At 72.8% G+C, this 18,200-nt stretch carries 18 protein-coding genes; 14 read left to right on the top strand and 4 right to left on the bottom strand.

The genetic code is table 11. The features are described 5' to 3' along the window. The first annotated feature begins 62 nt into the window (after positions 1–62). The 3 genes from ACSU6M_RS06430 to ACSU6M_RS06420 all read left to right on the top strand — a co-directional run bounded on the left by ACSU6M_RS06430 (position 63) and on the right by ACSU6M_RS06420 (position 3,406). On the top strand, positions 63–1,406 hold the full coding sequence (locus ACSU6M_RS06430) for a hypothetical protein (RefSeq protein ID WP_437067796.1): 1,344 nt from the start codon (positions 63–65) through the stop codon (positions 1,404–1,406). Further along, positions 1,403–2,572 (top strand): type VII secretion-associated serine protease mycosin, encoded by a 1,170-nt coding sequence (gene mycP / locus ACSU6M_RS06425; protein ID WP_437067795.1) that lies wholly within the window; start codon positions 1,403–1,405, stop codon positions 2,570–2,572. The genes ACSU6M_RS06430 and mycP overlap by 4 nt, the downstream gene beginning before the upstream one ends. Before the next feature lie 105 nt (positions 2,573–2,677). Next, positions 2,678–3,406: an SseB family protein gene (locus ACSU6M_RS06420; protein WP_437067793.1), complete on the top strand. Its 729-nt coding sequence runs from the start codon at positions 2,678–2,680 to the stop codon at positions 3,404–3,406. A gap of 16 nt (positions 3,407–3,422) precedes the next feature. On the opposite strand, the gene ACSU6M_RS06415 is transcribed toward ACSU6M_RS06420, so the two are convergent. Then, positions 3,423–3,779, bottom strand: a complete 357-nt coding sequence (locus ACSU6M_RS06415) for a DUF1844 domain-containing protein (RefSeq protein ID WP_437067792.1) — start codon at positions 3,777–3,779, stop codon at positions 3,423–3,425. Between the two features lie 362 nt (positions 3,780–4,141). Here ACSU6M_RS06415 and infC point away from each other — a divergent pair, with 362 nt between their 5' ends. The 10 genes from infC to ACSU6M_RS06365 all read left to right on the top strand — a co-directional run bounded on the left by infC (position 4,142) and on the right by ACSU6M_RS06365 (position 15,155). Continuing rightward, positions 4,142–4,795, top strand: a complete 654-nt coding sequence (gene infC / locus ACSU6M_RS06410) for a translation initiation factor IF-3 (protein ID WP_437075025.1) — start codon at positions 4,142–4,144, stop codon at positions 4,793–4,795. 134 nt (positions 4,796–4,929) lie between these two features. Beyond that, positions 4,930–5,124, top strand: a complete 195-nt coding sequence (rpmI, locus tag ACSU6M_RS06405) for a 50S ribosomal protein L35 (protein ID WP_004933563.1) — start codon at positions 4,930–4,932, stop codon at positions 5,122–5,124. Between the two features lie 98 nt (positions 5,125–5,222). Continuing rightward, entirely contained in the window at positions 5,223–5,606 is a 384-nt protein-coding gene (gene rplT, locus ACSU6M_RS06400) for a 50S ribosomal protein L20 (RefSeq protein WP_019325184.1), read from the top strand. Positions 5,607–5,699: 93 nt separating this feature from the next. Further along, entirely contained in the window at positions 5,700–6,548 is an 849-nt protein-coding gene (locus ACSU6M_RS06395; RefSeq protein ID WP_437067790.1) for a TrmH family RNA methyltransferase, read from the top strand. Positions 6,549–6,636: 88 nt separating this feature from the next. Then, complete coding sequence (locus ACSU6M_RS06390) at positions 6,637–7,839, top strand: ATP-binding protein (RefSeq protein ID WP_437067788.1); 1,203 nt, start codon at positions 6,637–6,639, stop codon at positions 7,837–7,839. A gap of 135 nt (positions 7,840–7,974) precedes the next feature. Further along, positions 7,975–9,096 (top strand): phenylalanine--tRNA ligase subunit alpha, encoded by a 1,122-nt coding sequence (pheS, locus tag ACSU6M_RS06385; RefSeq protein WP_437067787.1) that lies wholly within the window; start codon positions 7,975–7,977, stop codon positions 9,094–9,096. After that, a complete protein-coding gene (gene pheT / locus ACSU6M_RS06380) occupies positions 9,096–11,609 on the top strand; it encodes a phenylalanine--tRNA ligase subunit beta (protein ID WP_437067785.1) in 2,514 nt (837 codons plus the stop codon). The genes pheS and pheT overlap by 1 nt, the downstream gene beginning before the upstream one ends. Before the next feature lie 211 nt (positions 11,610–11,820). Next, entirely contained in the window at positions 11,821–12,882 is a 1,062-nt protein-coding gene (locus ACSU6M_RS06375; protein WP_437067783.1) for a PP2C family protein-serine/threonine phosphatase, read from the top strand. Between the two features lie 255 nt (positions 12,883–13,137). Then, entirely contained in the window at positions 13,138–14,478 is a 1,341-nt protein-coding gene (locus ACSU6M_RS06370; protein WP_437067782.1) for a transcriptional regulator, read from the top strand. Positions 14,479–14,597: 119 nt separating this feature from the next. Further along, entirely contained in the window at positions 14,598–15,155 is a 558-nt protein-coding gene (locus tag ACSU6M_RS06365; RefSeq protein ID WP_437067780.1) for an NUDIX hydrolase, read from the top strand. Here the strand turns inward: ACSU6M_RS06365 and ACSU6M_RS06360 are convergent. Together ACSU6M_RS06360 and ACSU6M_RS06355 are read right to left on the bottom strand one after the other, a co-directional pair. Further along, a complete protein-coding gene (locus ACSU6M_RS06360) occupies positions 15,152–15,409 on the bottom strand; it encodes a hypothetical protein (RefSeq protein WP_437067778.1) in 258 nt (85 codons plus the stop codon). The genes ACSU6M_RS06365 and ACSU6M_RS06360 overlap by 4 nt on opposite strands. A 183-nt stretch (positions 15,410–15,592) precedes the next feature. Beyond that, on the bottom strand, positions 15,593–16,453 hold the full coding sequence (locus tag ACSU6M_RS06355; protein WP_437067776.1) for a 3-hydroxybutyryl-CoA dehydrogenase: 861 nt from the start codon (positions 16,451–16,453) through the stop codon (positions 15,593–15,595). 169 nt (positions 16,454–16,622) lie between these two features. On the opposite strand from ACSU6M_RS06355, the gene ACSU6M_RS06350 reads away from it, so the two are divergent. Further along, complete coding sequence (locus ACSU6M_RS06350; RefSeq protein WP_437067774.1) at positions 16,623–17,921, top strand: glycoside hydrolase family 10 protein; 1,299 nt, start codon at positions 16,623–16,625, stop codon at positions 17,919–17,921. A 25-nt stretch (positions 17,922–17,946) separates the two neighbouring features. On the opposite strand, the gene ACSU6M_RS06345 is transcribed toward ACSU6M_RS06350, so the two are convergent. Beyond that, positions 17,947–18,147: a DUF1918 domain-containing protein gene (locus ACSU6M_RS06345; RefSeq protein WP_437067772.1), complete on the bottom strand. Its 201-nt coding sequence runs from the start codon at positions 18,145–18,147 to the stop codon at positions 17,947–17,949. Positions 18,148–18,200: the final 53 nt, after the last annotated feature.

The raw sequence follows: 18,200 nt of genomic DNA, 5'->3' as shown, positions 1-18,200 counted from the left end.
GCACGAGGGAACACCGGCACGCGCGAGGAGACGCCGGCACGGCAGACGGAAACGGGGGGTGCATGAGCACGGAAGCGCAACGCGCCCCCGTACCCCCGCGCCCCACGACCCCGCCGAAGCCGCCCGCACCCCCGCGCCCCACGGCCCCGCCGCCCCCCACCCCCGGTGGCGACCGCGAACACCGCGAACACCGCGAACACCGCGAACACCGCGAACACCGCGCCCCCACCCCGCAGCCCGAGGCCCCCCGCACCCCGAGGCCCGCCGCGCGCCCGCACCGCGAGCCCCGTACCGACGGGCCCGCCGGCACACGGACCGCCCCGCCCCCGCCGCCCGCCTCCGCGCGGTTCCCGGACGCGCCGCCCGGCACGGCAGCGGCGCCGCAGGAGGCCCCCGAGGAGACCACCACCCGGCTGCGCCCTGTCCCGCCCGGACCCCCCGCGCCCGGAACCGACGCGCACGCGCCCGCCTCCACGCCCCCGGACCCCGACCCAGACCCCGTGATCGCCCCGCCCATGCCCCCCACCCCGCACCCCCACGACCCGGCCCCGGGACCCGACCCGGACCAGGCGTACTCCTGGAGCGCCCCCACCGGGCGGCCGGTCGTGACCTTCGGGCAGCCGGAGATGTACGACGACCGCGCCCGCGCACCCCGCGGCCGCGCCCGCACCGTCACCGCGGCCGCCTGCGTCGTCCTCGGCCTCGGACTCATCGGCGGTGCCGCCACCGGCAGTTGGCTCGTCGGCGACTCCGCCGAGGAACGCGAGCGCAACGCCTTCACCGCCGCCGGCGACCTCTGGCACAACATGCCCGTCGACCGGCTCTTCCCGCCCACCGTCCAGGGCAGCGGCGCCGGCCCCGGCGGAGCCGACCGCACCTGGACCCGGATCGCCGTCGCCCCGGACGCCGGCTGCGCCGACGCCTTCGACCCGCTGCTGCGCAAGGCACTCGCCCCCGTCGGCTGCAAGCGCCTGCTGCGCGCCACCTACACCGACGCCACCCGCAGCCATGTCACCACCGTCGGCCTGCTGTTCACCCGCGCCGACGCCCCCGCCATGCGCTCCCTGGACCGGCGGTTCACCGGCCAGGGCCTGGACGAGCGCCCCGACCTGATGCCCCGCCCGTACGCGGCCGAGGGCACCCCCGCCGCGGGCTTCGGCCCCGAGCAGCGCGCCTCCTGGACCCTGTCGGTGCTCACCGACGCCCCCGTCGTCGTCTACGCCGTCTCCGGCTGGGCCGACGCCCGGGTCGTCGACGAACCCCAGCCCGCCGCCGAGGCCACCCGCACCGGCGCCACCTCCGCCCCCGCCCAGGCCGGCCTCGGCCACGAGGCGAAGGGCCTCGCCGACCGCATCGAGCGCTCCCTGCGCAAACACGCCGCCACGGCCACGGAGCAGCCGTCATGATCCGCCGTACGACCGCCAGGACCGCACTCCTCGGCAGCCTCCTCGCCGCCTCCCTCGCCCTGCTGCCGCCCACCGCCGCGCACGCGGACGCCATCCGGGCCCAGCAGTGGGCGCTCGAAGCGATGCACACCGACGAGGCATGGCGGACCACCAAGGGCGAGGGCATCACCGTCGCCGTCCTCGACACCGGCGTCGACGCGAGCCACCCCGACCTCGTCGGGAACGTCCTCCGGGCCAAGGACATGGTCGGCTTCGGCGCCCGCAGGGGCGACCGCGCCTGGGCCCGGCACGGCACCGCCATGGCCGGCATCATCGCCGGCCACGGACACGGCCAGGACGGCGCCGACGGCGTCCTCGGCATCGCGCCCGCCGCCAAGATCCTCCCGGTGCGCGTGATCCTGGAGGACGGCGACCCCGCCCGCGGCAAGGCCCGCAAGACCCGCGGCAACGCCCTCGCCGACGGCATCCGCTGGGCCGCCGACCAGGGCGCCGACGTCATCAACCTCTCCCTGGGCGACGACTCCAAGTCCGCCCACCCCGAACCCGCCGAGGACGAGGCCGTCCAGTACGCCCTGAAGAAGGGCTCCGTCGTCGTCGCCTCCGCCGGCAACGGCGGCGAGAAGGGCGACCACATCTCCTACCCGGCCGCCTACCCCGGCGTCATCGCCGCGACCGCCGTCGACAAGTTCGGCACCCGCGCCTCCTTCTCGACCCGCCGCTGGTACGCCACGGTCAGCGCCCCCGGCGTCGACGTCGTCATCGCCGACCCCGACCGCAAGTACTACGAGGGCTGGGGCACCAGCGCGGCCGCCGCCTTCGTCTCCGGAGCCGTGGCCCTGGTCAAGTCCGCCCATCCCGGCCTCACCCCGGCCCAGATCAAGCGGCTGCTGGAGGACACCGCCCGCAACGCCCCCGAGGGCGGCCGCGACGACTCCCGCGGCTACGGCTTCGTCGACCCGGCCGCCGCGATCGAGGCAGCCGCCGAGCTGGAGCCGGAGGGCCTGACCGCGGCGGCGAGCGGCGAGACATACTTCGGCGACGGCCCGGACAAGGCCGAGCCGGACAACGGCCCGGCGGACTGGGCGGGCCCCCTGGCGGGCGGCGTGGGGGCCGTCCTGCTGGTGGTGGCGGTAGTTCTGTGGCGCGGCCGGCGGGAGACCCCCTAGGGGCGCGGGGGAACTGCGCGACACGCCACACCGCCCGCCCACGCCGGACCGCATGGACCCCTACGGCGAGAAGGCGGGAACCGATCCCCCGATAAGGTCAGGGACGTGAACAAGAACATCCCCGACCCCGGCTTCCGGGACGACGACGGCTCCGCCGACCCCCGCCTCGCCACCGCCCTCGCCGCCTGGGCCGAGGACCGCGGCGCCGTCGGCCCCGTACTGGAGGCCCTCAAGGGCGCCAGACTCCTCGTCCCGGTCGTCGCCGTGCTCGGCGAGGTCGAGGAGGACGAGAACGGCCTGCGCCGCGAGAAGACCAGCGACATGGCCGTCCCCACCCTGAAGGCCGGCGACCGCACCGCGCTCCCCGCCTTCACCTCGACGGAGTCGCTGGCCCGCTGGGACCCCGAGGCCCGCCCCGTCGCCGTGCCCCTGCACCAGGCGCTCCAGGCGGCCGCCCACGAGAAGGCCGACACGGTCGTCCTGGACCTGGCCGGGCCGGTGCCCTTCGAGCTGACCGGGCGCGCCCTGCTCGCCCTCGCCGAGGGCCGCACCAGCACCGACCCGCTGACCGACCCGGCCGTCGCGGAGGCCGTACGCAGGGCCGTCGCCGCCGAGCCCGCCGTCCTGCGCGCCCACCTCGGCCCCGGCCAGGCCGACGGCACCCTCGCCCTGGTCCTGGACCCGGCCGTACCCCCGGCCGAGGCCGCCCGCGCGGTGGCCCAGCGCCTCGCCGCCGACGAGACGCTGAGGGCCCGCCTGGTGCGCGGCCTCGACCTGGCGGTACTGCCGGCCGAGGTCACGCCTCCGGGCGAGCCCCTGTACGTACGCGGATGAACCGACGGCGACCGGTCTAGCCGTAGACCGGGCCGGTGTACTTCTCGCCCGGTCCCTGGCCCGGCTCGTCCGGGACGATCGACGCCTCACGGAAGGCGAGCTGGAGGGACTTCAGGCCGTCCCGCAGCGGGGCGGCGTGGAAGGAGCTGATCTCGGTCGTGCTGGCGTCCAGCAGACCGGCGAGGGCGGTGACCAGCTTGCGGGCCTCGTCCAGGTCCTTGTACTTGTCGCCCTCCTCGGTCAGGCCGAGCTTCACCGCGGCGGCGCTCATCAGGTTGACGGCGACCGTCACGATCACCTCGACCGCCGGCACCTCCGCGATGTCGCGGGTCATCTCGTCGTAGGCGGGCGTGTCTGGAGAGGTCTCACTCATGCCTCTCACGATAGGCCCCGGTGCAGGCCGGTTCGCACCACCCCGAGGTTGCTGCTAACCTTGTGTAACGACCGGCTGGACACATACGTGTGCAGCCCACAAGTGGAGGCTCCGATCTCCCACCTGACCGCCCTCCGGGACGGCGGGTCACCCGGTCAGGCGGCCGCCATCGTTCCGTACGGACGATGGAGTCGCCCGAAATCGCGCCCCGCGGTCATCGCGGCGGTGCTCCGGTTGCCGTTGGAGCCCCGCCTGTGATCGTCCGGGGCATTTTTTGTGCTTCGGCGCGGTTAGGTCTAACGAAAACACACGTATCGCGGCGCTCAAGCCAGACCGTCGCGTGGTGCTACCGAGGAGGATCCATCAGCGCCGAGCCCCGCATCAACGACCGGATTCGCGTTCCCGAGGTGCGACTTGTCGGTCCCAGTGGCGAGCAGGTCGGCATCGTGCCGCTCGCGAAGGCACTGGAGCTTGCCCAGGAGTACGACCTCGACCTGGTCGAGGTCGCGGCGAACGCCCGTCCGCCCGTGTGCAAGCTCATGGACTACGGGAAGTTCAAGTACGAGTCGGCCATGAAGGCCCGTGAGGCGCGCAAGAACCAGGCGCACACGGTCATCAAGGAGATGAAGCTCCGGCCGAAGATCGACCCGCACGACTATGACACCAAGAAGGGTCACGTCGTCCGGTTCCTCAAGCAGGGCGACAAGGTCAAGATCACGATCATGTTCCGTGGTCGCGAGCAGTCCCGGCCCGAGCTGGGCTACCGACTGCTGCAGCGCCTCGCGGAGGACGTGGCCGACCTCGGGTTCGTGGAGTCGAACCCGAAGCAGGACGGCCGCAACATGATCATGGTCCTCGGTCCGCACAAGAAGAAGACCGAGGCAATGGCCGAGGCCCGCCAGGCGCAGGAGGCCCGCAAGGCCGAAGCGAAGGCCAACCCCGGCCGCTCGCAGAACGCCGCCGACGCGGGCGCTGTGAACGCCGAGGCACCTGCCGAGGCTTCCGCCGAGGCGTGACCCCGGGGACGACCGTCCCGGGAACCGCCCGGGACACCCGTCCCAGGACGTAACCGATACAAGAGCGACGCTCCCCCCGTGCCCGGTTCTCGGACCGGGCACCGGAGCGCCACCGACGAGGAGAGAACGGCGCTATGCCGAAGAACAAGTCGCACAGCGGTGCCAGCAAGCGCTTCAAGGTCACCGGCTCCGGCAAGGTGCTCCGTGAGCGCGCCGGCAAGCGCCACCTGCTCGAGCACAAGTCGTCCCGCGTGACGCGTCGCCTCACCGGCAACGCCGAGATGGCCCCGGGCGACGCCGCGAAGATCAAGAAGCTTCTCGGCAAGTGAGGTCGGGCGCCCAGCGCCTGATCCACCGAGACACCGGGACCCAATCGATTTCCGGGTCGTGTGAGGACCCCCACGACCCCGCTACAAGGAGTTAAAAAGTGGCACGCGTCAAGCGGGCAGTCAACGCCCACAAGAAGCGCCGGGCGATCCTCGAGCAGGCCTCCGGCTACCGCGGTCAGCGTTCGCGCCTGTACCGCAAGGCCAAGGAGCAGGTCACCCACTCGCTGGTCTACAACTACAACGACCGCAAGAAGCGCAAGGGCGACTTCCGTCAGCTGTGGATCCAGCGCATCAACGCCGCTGCCCGCGCCAACGGCATCACCTACAACCGCTTCATCCAGGGTCTGAAGGCCGCCAACATCGAGGTGGACCGCAAGATCCTCGCGGAGCTGGCCGTCAACGACGCCGGTGCGTTCGCCGCGCTGGTCGAGGTCGCCCAGAAGGCGCTGCCGAGCGACGTCAACGCTCCCAAGGCTGCGTGACGACGCGCCGGCGTTGAGCCGACGTGACTGGACGGACCCGTGGGCTTCACGCCTGCGGGTCCGTTGCTGTTGAAAGAGGTGAAGGTGAACCGGATGTCCCCTGCCAGCCCCGAGCTGATCTCCCCCCGCTCGCCCCGCGTGTCCGCCGCGCGGCGGCTCGCCAAGCGGAACTTCCGGGGGAAGGAGCGGCTGTTCCTCGCCGAGGGGCCGCAGGCGGTGCGGGAGGCGGCGGCGTACGGGGACAACCTGGTGGAGCTGTTCGCGACCGTCGAGGCCGCCGAACGGTACGCGGACATCGTGGGGGAGGCGCGGGAGGCCGGCGCCCGGATCCACCTCGCCTCCGAAGAGGTCATCGCCGACATCTCCACCACCGTCACGCCGCAGGGCCTGGTCGGGGTCTGCCGGTTCCTGGACACGCCCTTCGAGGACATCCTGCGGGCCCGCCCGCAGCTGGTGGCCGTCCTCGCCCACGTCCGCGACCCCGGTAACGCGGGCACGGTGCTGCGCTGCGCCGACGCGGCCGGCGCGGAGGCGGTGATCCTCACGGACGCGTCCGTGGACCTGTACAACCCCAAGGCGGTACGCGCCTCCGTCGGCTCCCTGTTCCATCTGCCGGTCGCCGTCGGTGTCCCCGTCGAACGGGCGGTCGCCGGACTGAAGGAGGCGGGGGTCAGGATCCTCGCCGCGGACGGCGCCGGGGACCGCGACCTCGACGAGGAGCTGGACAAGGGCGCCATGGGCGGGCCGTCGGCCTGGATCTTCGGCAACGAGGCATGGGGCCTGCCGGAGGAGACCCGCGCCCTCGCCGACGCGGTGGTCCGCGTCCCGATCCACGGCCGCGCCGAGTCGCTGAACCTCGCGACCGCCGCCGCCGTATGTCTCTACGCCTCGGCCCGTGCACAGCGTGCGGCCGGCGGCTGCCGCTCCGTCACCGAGAGCTAGTAGGGTGACCTGCCCGGGGGCCCTCCCCCAAGCTCTCTCGTCGAGCGGGGAGGCACCCCAGGCCGTCTGAGAGGTGGGATACGGGGATATGAGCGTCGGCACGGGCAGCGCCGCACCGGGTTCGGGAGACGCGAGCCGCCCTCCCGAGCCACGCCGAGACGCCCCCGCCGTCCCGGACCCGCGTCCCGCGCGGACCGGCCCGCGCGCTCCCGGCGACGGGGATCTCGCCGGGCTCGGCATCGGCCCGGACGACCTGCCCGACGGGCTCGTCGTCGCGGACGAGCAGGGCCGGGTGATCTGCTTCAACGCCGCCGCCGAGCGCATCACCGCCGTCCCCGCCGCCGACGCCCTCGGACAGCGGCTGGACAAGGCACTGCCGCTGGAGGACCTCGAGGGCCGCAGGTGGTGGCAGATCACCGACCCCTACGGGGGGCTCGCCATACGGGCCCGGCAGCCGGAGCGGAACCTGCTGCTGCCCGGCGGCCGCGAGGTGCTGGTCTCGGCCCGCTATGTGCGCGGCGAGCCCACCGGACCCGTCCGCCGGGTCGTGGTCACCCTCCGGGACACCGAGGCCCGCCGCCGCACCGAGCGCAGCCATGCCGAGCTGATCGCCACCGTCGCCCATGAACTGCGCTCGCCGCTGACGTCCGTCAAGGGCTTCACCGCCACCCTGCTCGCCAAGTGGGAGCGGTTCACCGACGACCAGAAGCGGCTGATGCTGGAGACGGTGGACGCCGACGCGGACCGCGTCACCCGGCTCATCGCCGAGCTGCTGGACATCTCGCGGATCGACTCCGGTCGGCTGGAGGTGCGCCGGCAGCCCGTCGACATCGGTGCCGCCGTCGGCCGGCACATCCAGGCATACGTCGCCGCGGGCCAGCCCGCCGACCGGTTCCTGCTCCGCGTCGAGCAGCCGCTGCCCGACCTGTGGGCCGACCCCGACAAGATCGACCAGGTGCTCGGCAACCTCCTGGAAAATGCGGTGCGGCACGGCGAGGGAACTGTCACGATCGACGTCAGGCCGGCCCCGTCCCCCCGCGAGGGAGAGGACACCGGCACATCGGTCACCGTGGGCGACGAAGGTCCCGGCATCCCGGAGGAATCCATGAACCGCGTCTTCACCCGCTTCTGGCGGGGCAGCAAGCGCGGCGGCACCGGGCTCGGGCTCTATATCGTCAAGGGCATCGTCGAGGCCCACGGCGGCACCATCACCGTCGGCCGCGCCCCCGCAGGCGGCGCCGAGTTCCGATTTACGTTGCCCGTGGCGGCACCGGCGTATCTCGCCCAGTGACCCACGGGCGCATCCGTACACCCTCACCCCGTTAGACTCGGCCTTTGGCACCTTTGTGTCCCGAAAACCGTGACGCACAGTCCATGAGTCGGTGTACGGGGACCTCCAGCCAGCCAATCGGAAGCACGGGAAGAGATGTCGGCACCCAATAAGTCGTACGACCCTGTCGAGGTCGAGGCGTTGAAACCGGAAGAGATCGAGCGCATGCGGGACGAGGCGCTCGCCGCCTTCGCCGCCGCGGACTCCCTCGACGCGCTCCAGGAGGCGAAGGTCGCCCACACCGGCGGCACCTCCCCGCTGGCCCTCGCCAACCGCGAGATCGGCGCCCTGCCCCCGCACGCCAAGGCCGCCGCCGGAAAGCTGGTCGGCCAGGCCCGCGGCGCCGTCAACAAGGGCCTCGCCGCCCGTCAGGCCGAGCTGGAGGCGGAGCGCGACGCGCGCGTGCTCGTCGAGGAGGACGTCGACGTCACGCTGCCGTACGACCGTGTCCCGGCCGGCGCCCGCCACCCGCTCACCACGCTCTCGGAGCGCATCGAGGACATCTTCGTGGCCATGGGCTACGAGGTCGCCGAGGGCCCCCAGGTCGAGGCCGAGTGGTTCAACTTCGACGCCCTGAACATCGGCCCGGACCACCCGGCGCGCGGTGAGGCCGACACCTTCTTCGTCGAGGGCCCGGACGGCACCGCCGACTCCGGTGTCGTGCTGCGCACCCACACCTCGCCCGTGCAGATCCGCTCCCTGCTCGACCGCGAGCTGCCGGTCTATGTGATCTGCCCCGGCCGCGTCTACCGCACCGACGAGCTGGACGCCACCCACACCCCGGTCTTCCACCAGGTCGAGCTGCTGGCCGTGGACGAGGGCCTGACCATGGCGGACCTCAAGGGCACCCTGGACCACATGGTCCAGTCGCTGTTCGGCGAGGGCATGAAGACCCGGCTGCGGCCGAACTTCTTCCCGTTCACCGAGCCGTCCGCCGAGATGGACATGGTGTGCTACGTCTGCCGCGGCGAGTCCGTCGGCAACCCCGACCGCCCCTGCCGCACCTGCTCCTCCGAGGGCTGGATCGAGCTCGGCGGCTGCGGCATGGTCAACCCGCGGGTGCTGGCCGCCTGCGGCGTCGACCCGGAGAAGTACAGCGGCTTCGCCTTCGGGTTCGGCATCGAGCGGATGCTGATGTTCCGCCACAACGTCGAAGACATGCGAGACATGGTCGAGGGTGACATCCGGTTCACCCGGCCCTTCGGGATGGAGATCTGATGCGGGTCCCGCTTTCTTGGCTGCGGGAGTACGTCGACCTGCCGGCCACCGAGACCGGCCGTGACGTCCAGGCCAAGCTCATTTCGGCCGGTCTGGAGGTCGAGACGGTCGAGCAGCTCGGCCACGACCTCAAGGGCCCCCTGGCCGTCGGCCAGGTGCTCACCATCGAGGAGCTGACGGAGTTCAAGAAGCCCATCCGCTTCTGCACCGTCGACGTCGGCCAGGCCAACGGCACCGGCGAGCCCCAGGAGATCATCTGCGGCGCCCGCAACTTCCAGGTCGGCGACAAGGTCGTCGTGGCCCTCCCCGGCGCCGTGCTGCCCGGCGACTTCCAGATCGCCGAGCGCAAGACGTACGGCCGGATGTCCCGCGGCATGATCTGCTCCAGCGACGAGCTGAACATGGGCGACGACGGCACCAAGGGCATCATCGTGCTGCCGCCGGAGACCGAGGTCGGCAAGGACGCCGTCGAGCTCCTCGAGCTGGTCGACGAGGTGCTGGACATCGCCGTCACCGCCAACCGCGGCGACTGCCTGTCCATCCGCGGCGTCGCCCGCGAGGCCGCCATCGCCTACGGTCTGCCGCTGCGCGACCCGGCCCTGCTCGACGTACCGGCCCCGAACGCCTACGGCTACCCGGTCCAGGTCACCGACCCGGCCGGCTGCGACCGCTTCACCGCCCGGACCGTCTCCGGCCTCACCCCCGAGGCGCGCTCCCCGATCTGGCTCCAGCGCCGGCTGCAGAAGGTCGGCATGCGCCCGATCTCGCTCGCCGTCGACGTCACCAACTACGTGATGATGGAGCTCGGCCAGCCGCTGCACGCCTACGACCGCAAGCTGGTCCAGGGCGCCATCGGAGTACGCCGCGCGGCCGAGGGCGAGAAGATCGTCACCCTCGACGGCGTCGAGCGGAAGCTGCACGCCGAGGACCTGGTCATCACGGACGAGCGCGGGCCCATCGGCCTCGCCGGTGTCATGGGCGGCGCCAACACCGAGATCGCCGACCACGACGACCTGGAGAACGCCACCACCGACGTGGTGATCGAGGCCGCGCACTTCGACGCGGTCGCCATCGCCCGTACCGCCCGCCGGCACAAGCTGTCCTCCGAGGCGTCCCGGCGCTTCGAGCGCGGCGTCGACCCGGCCGCCGCGGCGGCCGCCGCCCAGCGCACGGTCGACCTGCTGGTCCTCCTCGCCGGCGGCACCGCCGACGCGGGCGTCACCGAGGTGCTCGCCCCGTCCGCGCCGCACACCATCGCCCTCCCGGCCGACCACCCGGACAAGGTGGCGGGCGTGCACTACGGCCGCGAGACCGTGGTCCGCCGCCTGCAGGAGATCGGCTGCGACGTCTACGGGCAGGACGAGCTGATCGTCACCGTCCCGTCCTGGCGGCCCGACCTGATGGAGAAGAACGACCTGGCGGAGGAGGTCATCCGTCTGGAGGGCTACGAGAACCTGCCCTCCACGCTGCCCAAGCCGCCGTCCGGCCGCGGCCTCACCCACCGCCAGCGGCTGCACCGCCGCGTCGGCCGCGCCCTCGCCGGGGCCGGCTACGTCGAGGCGCCGAACTACCCGTTCGTCGGCGAGCAGGTCTTCGACCAGCTCGGTCTGGACGCCGACGACCCGGCCCGCCGCGTCGTGAAGCTGGTCAACCCGCTCAACGACGAGGAGCCCGCCCTCCGCACGTCGCTGCTGCCGGGCCTGCTCGGTGCGCTGCGGCGCAACGACGGCCGGGGCTCGCACGACCTGGCCCTGTTCGAGACGGGGCTGGTGTTCCAGCCGCGCCGGGAGCAGCGCGCGGCCGGTCATCTGCCGGTCGACCGCCGTCCCACGGACGCGGAGATCGCCGCGCTCGACGCCGCGCTGCCCGAGCAGCCGCGCCATGTCGCCGCCGTGCTCGCGGGCGCCCGTGAGCAGGCCGGCTGGTGGGGCAAGGGCCGCCCGGCCGACTGGGCCGACGCGATCGAGGCGGGGCGCCTGGTGGCGCGTGAGGCCGGTGCCGAGCTCATCGTCCGCAAGGGCGCGTACGGGCCGTGGCACCCGGGCCGCTGCGCCGAGTTCGCGGTCGTGCTCGACGGTGCCGAGGTCGTCGTCGGTCACGCCGGTGAGCTGCACCCGCGTGTGGTGAAGGCGTTCGGTCTGCCCGCGCGGACGTGTGCGATGGAGCTGGACCTGGACGCGCTGGAGCGGGTCGGGGACGGGGTGCCGCAGGCGCCCGGCATCTCCACGTTCCCCGTCGCCACGCAGGATGTCGCGCTCGTCGTCGACAAGCCGGTGCCGGCCGCCGAGGTCGAGGCCGCGCTGCGCGAGGGTGCGGGTCCCCTGCTGGAGGCCATTCGGCTGTTCGACGTGTACGAGAACGCCGAGCAGCTCGGTGAGGGGCGCAAGTCCCTCGCGTACGCGCTCCGCTTCCGCGCCGGTGACCGGACGCTGACGGTGGACGAGGCGTCGGCGGCCCGCGATGCCGCGGTGGCCCTCGCGGGGGAGCGGACCGGGGCCGTTCTGCGCGGCTGATCGCCGTGGGGGCCGCGCGGTCTGCCGGGTGCGCGGAGCGCCTGGCGGGTCGCGCGGTTCCCCACACCCCCGCCACCCAGAGGTCACGTCACTCATATGAGTGACAAAACTGGGTGAATGGCCCTTCTGAGCCATGACGTCGACAGAATCGGACCGGCCTTTCGGGGCCGGTCGATCTGTGCTGTCAGGGCCTGGAGGGGGGGCCAACGACATGATCCGCATCAGGCGGCCGCTGCGCGGGGCCCGGGTGCTGGGGCCGCCCACGGTGTGGGGCGCCGTGGCGATCACCTACAAGCTCTGCTGCCCACTGGAGCAGCAGCACGGGCTTCTGGCACGGATCGCCACCAGTGCCGTGTTCTTCGCCGTCGGCACCGGGCTGATACTCCACGTCCGGCAGGCCCTGCTGCGTGAGCTGCGCCAGGTGCGGCGGATCGCCCGGGCCGCGCAGAGCGCCCTGCTCAGGCCCCTGCCGCCGAGGATCGACGGGCTGAACACCGCCGCCGCTCAGCTCTCCGCCGACCGCGGCGCCACCGTGGGCGGTGACCTGTACGAGGTCGTCGCCACCGAGTACGGCGTACGGGCGGTCATGGGCGACGTCCGCGGCCATGGCATCGCCGCGATCGGAACCGTGGCCGCCCTGCTCGGCAGCTTCCGCGAGGCCGCCCACGACGAACCCGACCTCGGCCGGGTGCTGCACCGCTTGGAGCGCGCGCTGGCCCGGCACCTGCGGGAACGGGCACGGGCCGAGCACCCGTCGTCGGGCGCGCCCCCCGACAGCCCGGTCGCCGAGGAGTTCGTCACCTTACTGCTCCTGGAGATCCACCGGGACGGCGAGCTCCTCGCCCTCAACTGCGGCCACCCATGGCCGTACCGCCTCACCGCGCACGCCGTCATCCCGCTGTCCAGGTCGGACCCGCTGCCACCCCTGGGCCCCTTCCCCCTGCCCCCGGAACTCCCGCCGCTGCCCTGCGCGCCCCTCCTGCCGGGCCACTCCCTGGTCCTCTACACCGACGGCGCGGAGGACGCCCGCGACGGCCACGGCCGGTTCTTCGACCTGCGCGCAGCCCTGGCGGACCTGCTCGGCAACTGCCCCCAGGCGATCCTGCACACGCTCCTGCGTTCCCTGAGGCACCACACCGGCGGAAGGACCACGGACGACATCGCCCTGCTGGTCCTGCGCAACGACCGCACAGGCTCCCCGTGCACGTCGCCGGAAGCGCGGGGCGCGGTGCGGGAGGCGACCACGCACCGCCAGCCGACGAACCACCGGTAGTCCCGCGGGCCGGCGTCGCCGTCCGCCGAGCCACGGAGTGTCGGGCAGGCGGCTGGGCGGACGGCGGAAAGCGGGCCGCCGCACTGTACGAGGGGGAGCCGGCGGCCCGGCCGGCCTCTTGCGAGGCACCCCAGTCAACCGGCCGGAAACTCTCCGCAACAGCGCGCACACCCTGCGGATTCGCGCACTCCGTTCACACCCCGTGTGAAGTCGAACCCACTACGCTGTCGGCACCGAGCCGACCGGGGGGCACCCATGCAGCCCAACACACTGCTCGACGCGATCCTGGACGAGGCGGGGATCTCGCACGCCGGGCTGGCCGCGCACGTCAACCAGGCCGGGCGCGCCCGCGGCCTGACGCTGCGCTACGAGCACACCGCCGTGGCCCGCTGGCTGAAGGGCCAGCGCCCGCGCGGCCAGGTCCCCGATCTGATCTGCGAGGTGCTCGCGGTCCGGCTGCACCGCCCCGTCACCCTCGACGACATCGGACTCGGCGTCCCCGGCCGGCCCGCCTCCGCGCACTCCGGCTCGCTGTCGGGGTTCGTGGAGCGGGCCACCGCCCTGTGGCGCTCCGACGAGCAGCAGCGCCCGCACATCCTGGGCGCCCCCGCCGTCACCGGGACGCCCGCGGTGATGCCGGTGTGGGAGTGGGAGAACCCGCCCGAGGACGTGGACGTCTCGCGCGGCGGCCGGCACCGGGTCACCCCGGCCGACCTGGAGATGCTGCGGGCGGCCCGTACGCACTACGAGCAGATGTACCGCAAGGCCGGCGGGGTGGCGACCCGCAGCCGGATCGTCGGCTTCCTGAACGCCGAGGCGGCCCCGCTGCTGCGCGGCAGCTACACCGACGCCACGGGCCGTCAACTGCACCGGGCGACCGGCGGGTTGGTGGCGATCGCCGGGATCTGCGCGTACGACTCGGACGCGCACGGCCTCGCCCAGCGCTACTTCCACCAGGCGCTCCGGCTCGCCAAGGCCAGCGGGGACCGGGGACTCGGCGCGTATGTGATCGCGCTGCTGGTGAACCAGTCGCTGTTCATGCGCGAGCACCGGCAGGCCGTCGCCTTCGCGGAGGCCGCGCTGCGCGCCGCGGGCAGGCAGATCACGCCGGCCCTCGCCTCCGACCTGTACGCGATGCAGGCGAAGGCGTACGCGCACCTCGGTGACGGCACGAGCGCGCTGTCCTGCATCCGGCGTGCGGAGGCGGCCGCCGAACGGATCCGGCGCGGTCACGAGCCCGACGAGACCGGCTATGTCCAGCCGGGCCTGGTCAACGTCCAGGTGGCGGAGGCGCTGCTGAGCCTCGGTGAGCTCCAGGCGGCCGCCGAGCACGCGGCGGCGGCGGTGGACAACCCCGCGCACGACCGGGGCCGGGTGCACCGCCTCGCCATGCTGAGCACGATCGAGCTGCGCCAGGGCAACGCCGACAAGGCGGTGGTCACCGCGGTGCAGATGGCCGAGCAGGCGCGGGGCATGGAGTCGCAGCGGCTGCGCGACAGACTCCGCGCGGTGCGCGAGCACCTGGTGAGCAGCGGCTGCGCGGGCACGTCGGAGGCCGCCGAACTCATCGACGGGGCCCTGCGCGTACCGCTGTAGATCTCTGCTCCCGCTCGCCCCCGTGCGCCCTGCCGCGCTGCGAACGCTCGTCCCTGTGCCTGCTGCCGGACCGCTCCTGCTGCGATATTGCCACTTACTCGGCGGAAGGTGGCAGAACCGTGCAGTGGACGAAACAGAACGAACAAGTTGTGTACTCAAACCGCTGGTTCAGCGTCAATCTGGCGGATGTCGCGTTGCCGGACGGCCGGCATCTCGACCACTTCCTGATCCGGCTGCGGCCCGTCGCCGTGGCCACGGTGGTCAACGAGGCCAATGAGGTCCTCCTGTTGTGGCGCCACCGCTTCATCACCGACAGCTGGGGGTGGGAACTGGCCGCGGGCGTCGTCGAGGACGGCGAGGACATCGCCCGGGCCGCGGCCCGGGAACTGGAGGAGGAGACCGGCTGGCGGCCGGGACCCCTGCGCCACCTGATGAGCGTGGAGCCGTCCAACGGGCTCACCGACGCCCGGCACCACATCTACTGGGCCGACGAGGGCGAGTACATCGGTCACCCCGTGGACGACTTCGAGTCGGACCGCAGGGAATGGGTCCCGCTCAAACTCGTCCCGGACATGGTCGCCCGCGGCGAGGTCCCGGCCGCCAACATGGCGGCCGCACTGCTGTTATTGCACCACCTGAGGCTGGGGCAGGACGTCCGCCCCCTGGCGGAGGGCTAGCGCCCCAGCGCCTGCCAGATCGCCACGACGAGCGCGCCCAGGGCCGTGACCGCCGCGAGGGAGGGCAGCGGCCAGCGGGCGTGCTCCAGCGTGGTGAGCCGCGAGTGCAGCTCGTCCAGTTCCTTGGCGGTCTCCTCGGTGCGGTGGGTGAGCAGGGTCAGCCCGCCCTCGACCCTGGCGTAGGCCACATCGAGCCGGCGTCGTAACTCTGCGAGTTCCCCATGGACCACGGGATGCTCGGGATCGGCGGTCACGTGTCCGCTCCTTTCCGTAGTCGGTGCACATCCCTTGCATGCGCATCAAGAGTCAACTCGCCTGGTGGACGGCTGGTAAGCGTGTGCGAGGGGCATATGCGTGCCCGGCGCGCACACGGTGTGCGAATGCCGCGGGCCCGGCGCTCCGAAGAGTGCCGGGCCCGTTTCGGTCACCGAGCGTGGTCAGGCGTACGTGTAGAAGCCCGAGCCGGTCTTACGGCCGAGGCGGCCCGCGTCGACCATGCGCTGGAGCAGCGGGGGAGCGGCGTACAGCGGCTCCTTGTACTCGGCGTACATCGAGTCCGCGATCGAGACGATGGTGTCCAGACCGATCAGGTCGGACAGCTTCAGCGGGCCCATGGGGTGGGCGCAGCCGAACTCCATGCCGTTGTCGATGTCCTCACGGCTGGCGATGCCCGACTCGAACATCCGGATCGCCGACAGCAGATACGGCACGAGCAGCGCGTTCACCACGAAGCCGGAGCGGTCCTGGGCGCGGATGGCGTGCTTGCCCAGCATCTTCTCGGCGAACAGCTGGGCGCGCCCCAGGGTGCCCTCGGAGGTGGTGAGCGCCGGGATCAGCTCGACGAGCTTCTGCACCGGGGCCGGGTTGAAGAAGTGGATGCCGACGACCTGGTCGGGCCGCGAGGTGGCGACCGCCAGCTTCACCAGCGGGATGGAGGAGGTGTTGGAGGCCAGGATGGCGTCCGGGCGGGTCACGACCTGGTCGAGGACCTGGAAGATCTCGGTCTTGACCTGCTCGTTCTCCACGACGGCCTCGATCACCAGATCGCGGTCGGCGAACTCGCCCAGGTCGGTGGTGAAGGACAGGCGCGCCATGGTGGCGTCCCGCTCCTCCTCCGTGATCTTGCCGCGCTCGGCCGCCTTCGCCAGGGAGTTGAACAGCCGGGTGCGGCCGATCTCCAGGGCCTCGCCGGTGGTCTCGGCGACCTTGACGTCCAGTCCCGCGCGGGCGCACACCTCGGCGATGCCCGCGCCCATCTGACCGCAGCCCACCACTCCGACGCGCTCGATGTCTGTCACATCGTCCCTTTCGCTGCTTGTGGCTGTGGCAGGCCGGCGGTGTCCCCGCCCCTGCTCCGTTCGTGGCACGTTACCCCCAAGTATCGATGATCGATCGCCGGGGTCGGGCATGCTGGCCGCCGGGACGATCCGTACCCGAGCGGATCTGAGGCGTAGGGGGTGTGTGCCCATGGGGCGTATGTCACGGCGCGCGTTCGCGACGGCGGCCCTGTCGACGCTGCTGACGGCCGGCGAGGCCGGGGCGGCCCCCGGTGCGGAAGAGGCGGCCCCCGGTGCGGCCGGGGCGGGGGCGCGGTCCGCGGCGACGGGCGGTGCGCGGGGCCGGTCACCGCGGCCGCGGGCGGCCGCCGAGATGCGGGGCATGTGGCTGGCGACCATCGGCAACCGGGACTGGCCGTCCCGGCCGGGGCTGTCCGCCGCCCGGCAGCGCGCCGAACTGCTCGCACTCCTGGACCGGGCCGCGGAGCAGCGCCTGAACACGGTGATCTTCCAGGTGCGGCCCGCCGCCGACGCCCTGTGGCCCTCCCCCTACGAGCCCTGGTCGCAGTGCCTGACCGGCGTGCAGGGCCGCGACCCCGGCTGGGACCCGTTGGGCACGGCCGTGCGGGAGGCCCACGCGCGCGGCCTGGAACTGCACGCCTGGTGCAACCCGCTGCGGGTCGCCCTCCACACCGACCCCACCAGGCTCACGGCCTCCCACCCGGCCCGCCGCCATCCCGACTGGGTCGTCCCCTACGGCGGCAAGCTGTACTACAACCCCGGCCTGCCCGAGGTCCGCACCTTCGTGCAGACCGCCATGCTCGACGCCGTCCGCCGCTACCCGGTCGACGCGGTCCACTTCGACGACTACTTCTACCCCTATCCCGTCGCCGGCCAGACCTTCGACGACGACCGCGCCTTCGACGCCCACGGCGGCGCCTTCGCAAGCCGTGCCGACTGGCGGCGCGACAACATCGACCGTCTGGTGCACGGCATGGCGACCCGGATCAAGAAGGTCCGGCCCACCGCCGGCTTCGGCATCAGCCCCTTCGGCGTCTGGCGCAACCGCGGCACCGACCCGCTCGGCTCGCCCACCCGGGCCCTCCAGGCGTACGACGACCTCTACGCGGACACCCGGCGCTGGGTCCGCGAGAACTGGGTCGACTACATCTGCCCGCAGCTGTACTGGAACATCGGCCACGGCTCCGCCGACTACGCCGACCTGGTGCCCTGGTGGGCGGAGGTCGCCCGCGGCACCGGAACCCGGCTCTATGTGGGGGAGGCGCTGTACAAGGCGGGGAACCCGGAGCAGCCGGAGCCCTGGCAGGACCCGGCGGAGCTGTCCCGGCACCTCACCCTGGCCAAGGACCACGCCGAGGTGCGCGGGCACGTCTTCTTCTCGGCCACGGAGGTCGCCGTCGACCGCAGCGGGGCGATGGCGCGGGTGATCGCCGACCACTACACGGGACCCGCGGTGCCCCCGCGCTGAGTCGGCCCGGCCGGTGCCCGGCGGGTCACTCTCCGGGCATCGGGTTCTTGTGCCGGATCTCCGTGTCGGGGCCCGGCGAGCAGATGCCCTCGTGACCGTCCTCGAAGCGGACGCGGTAGGGGGGATTGCCCTGCTGGCCCATCACTTCGACGATCTCGCCGACCTTGTCGTGCTGTCCGACCACCCTGCCGTGCTGGACAAGCTGGTCGCCCACGGTTGCACGCATCTGGGGCCTCCTCACCCTGTGCGGAGCAGCGGTCCGTGGCCCTGGGTCCACGG

The organism is Streptomyces sp. enrichment culture (assembly GCF_964272895.1).
GTDB lineage: Bacteria > Actinomycetota > Actinomycetes > Streptomycetales > Streptomycetaceae > Streptomyces.
The sequence above is the reverse complement of the archived record's forward strand: the minus strand, read 5'-3'. Positions and strand labels throughout refer to the sequence as shown.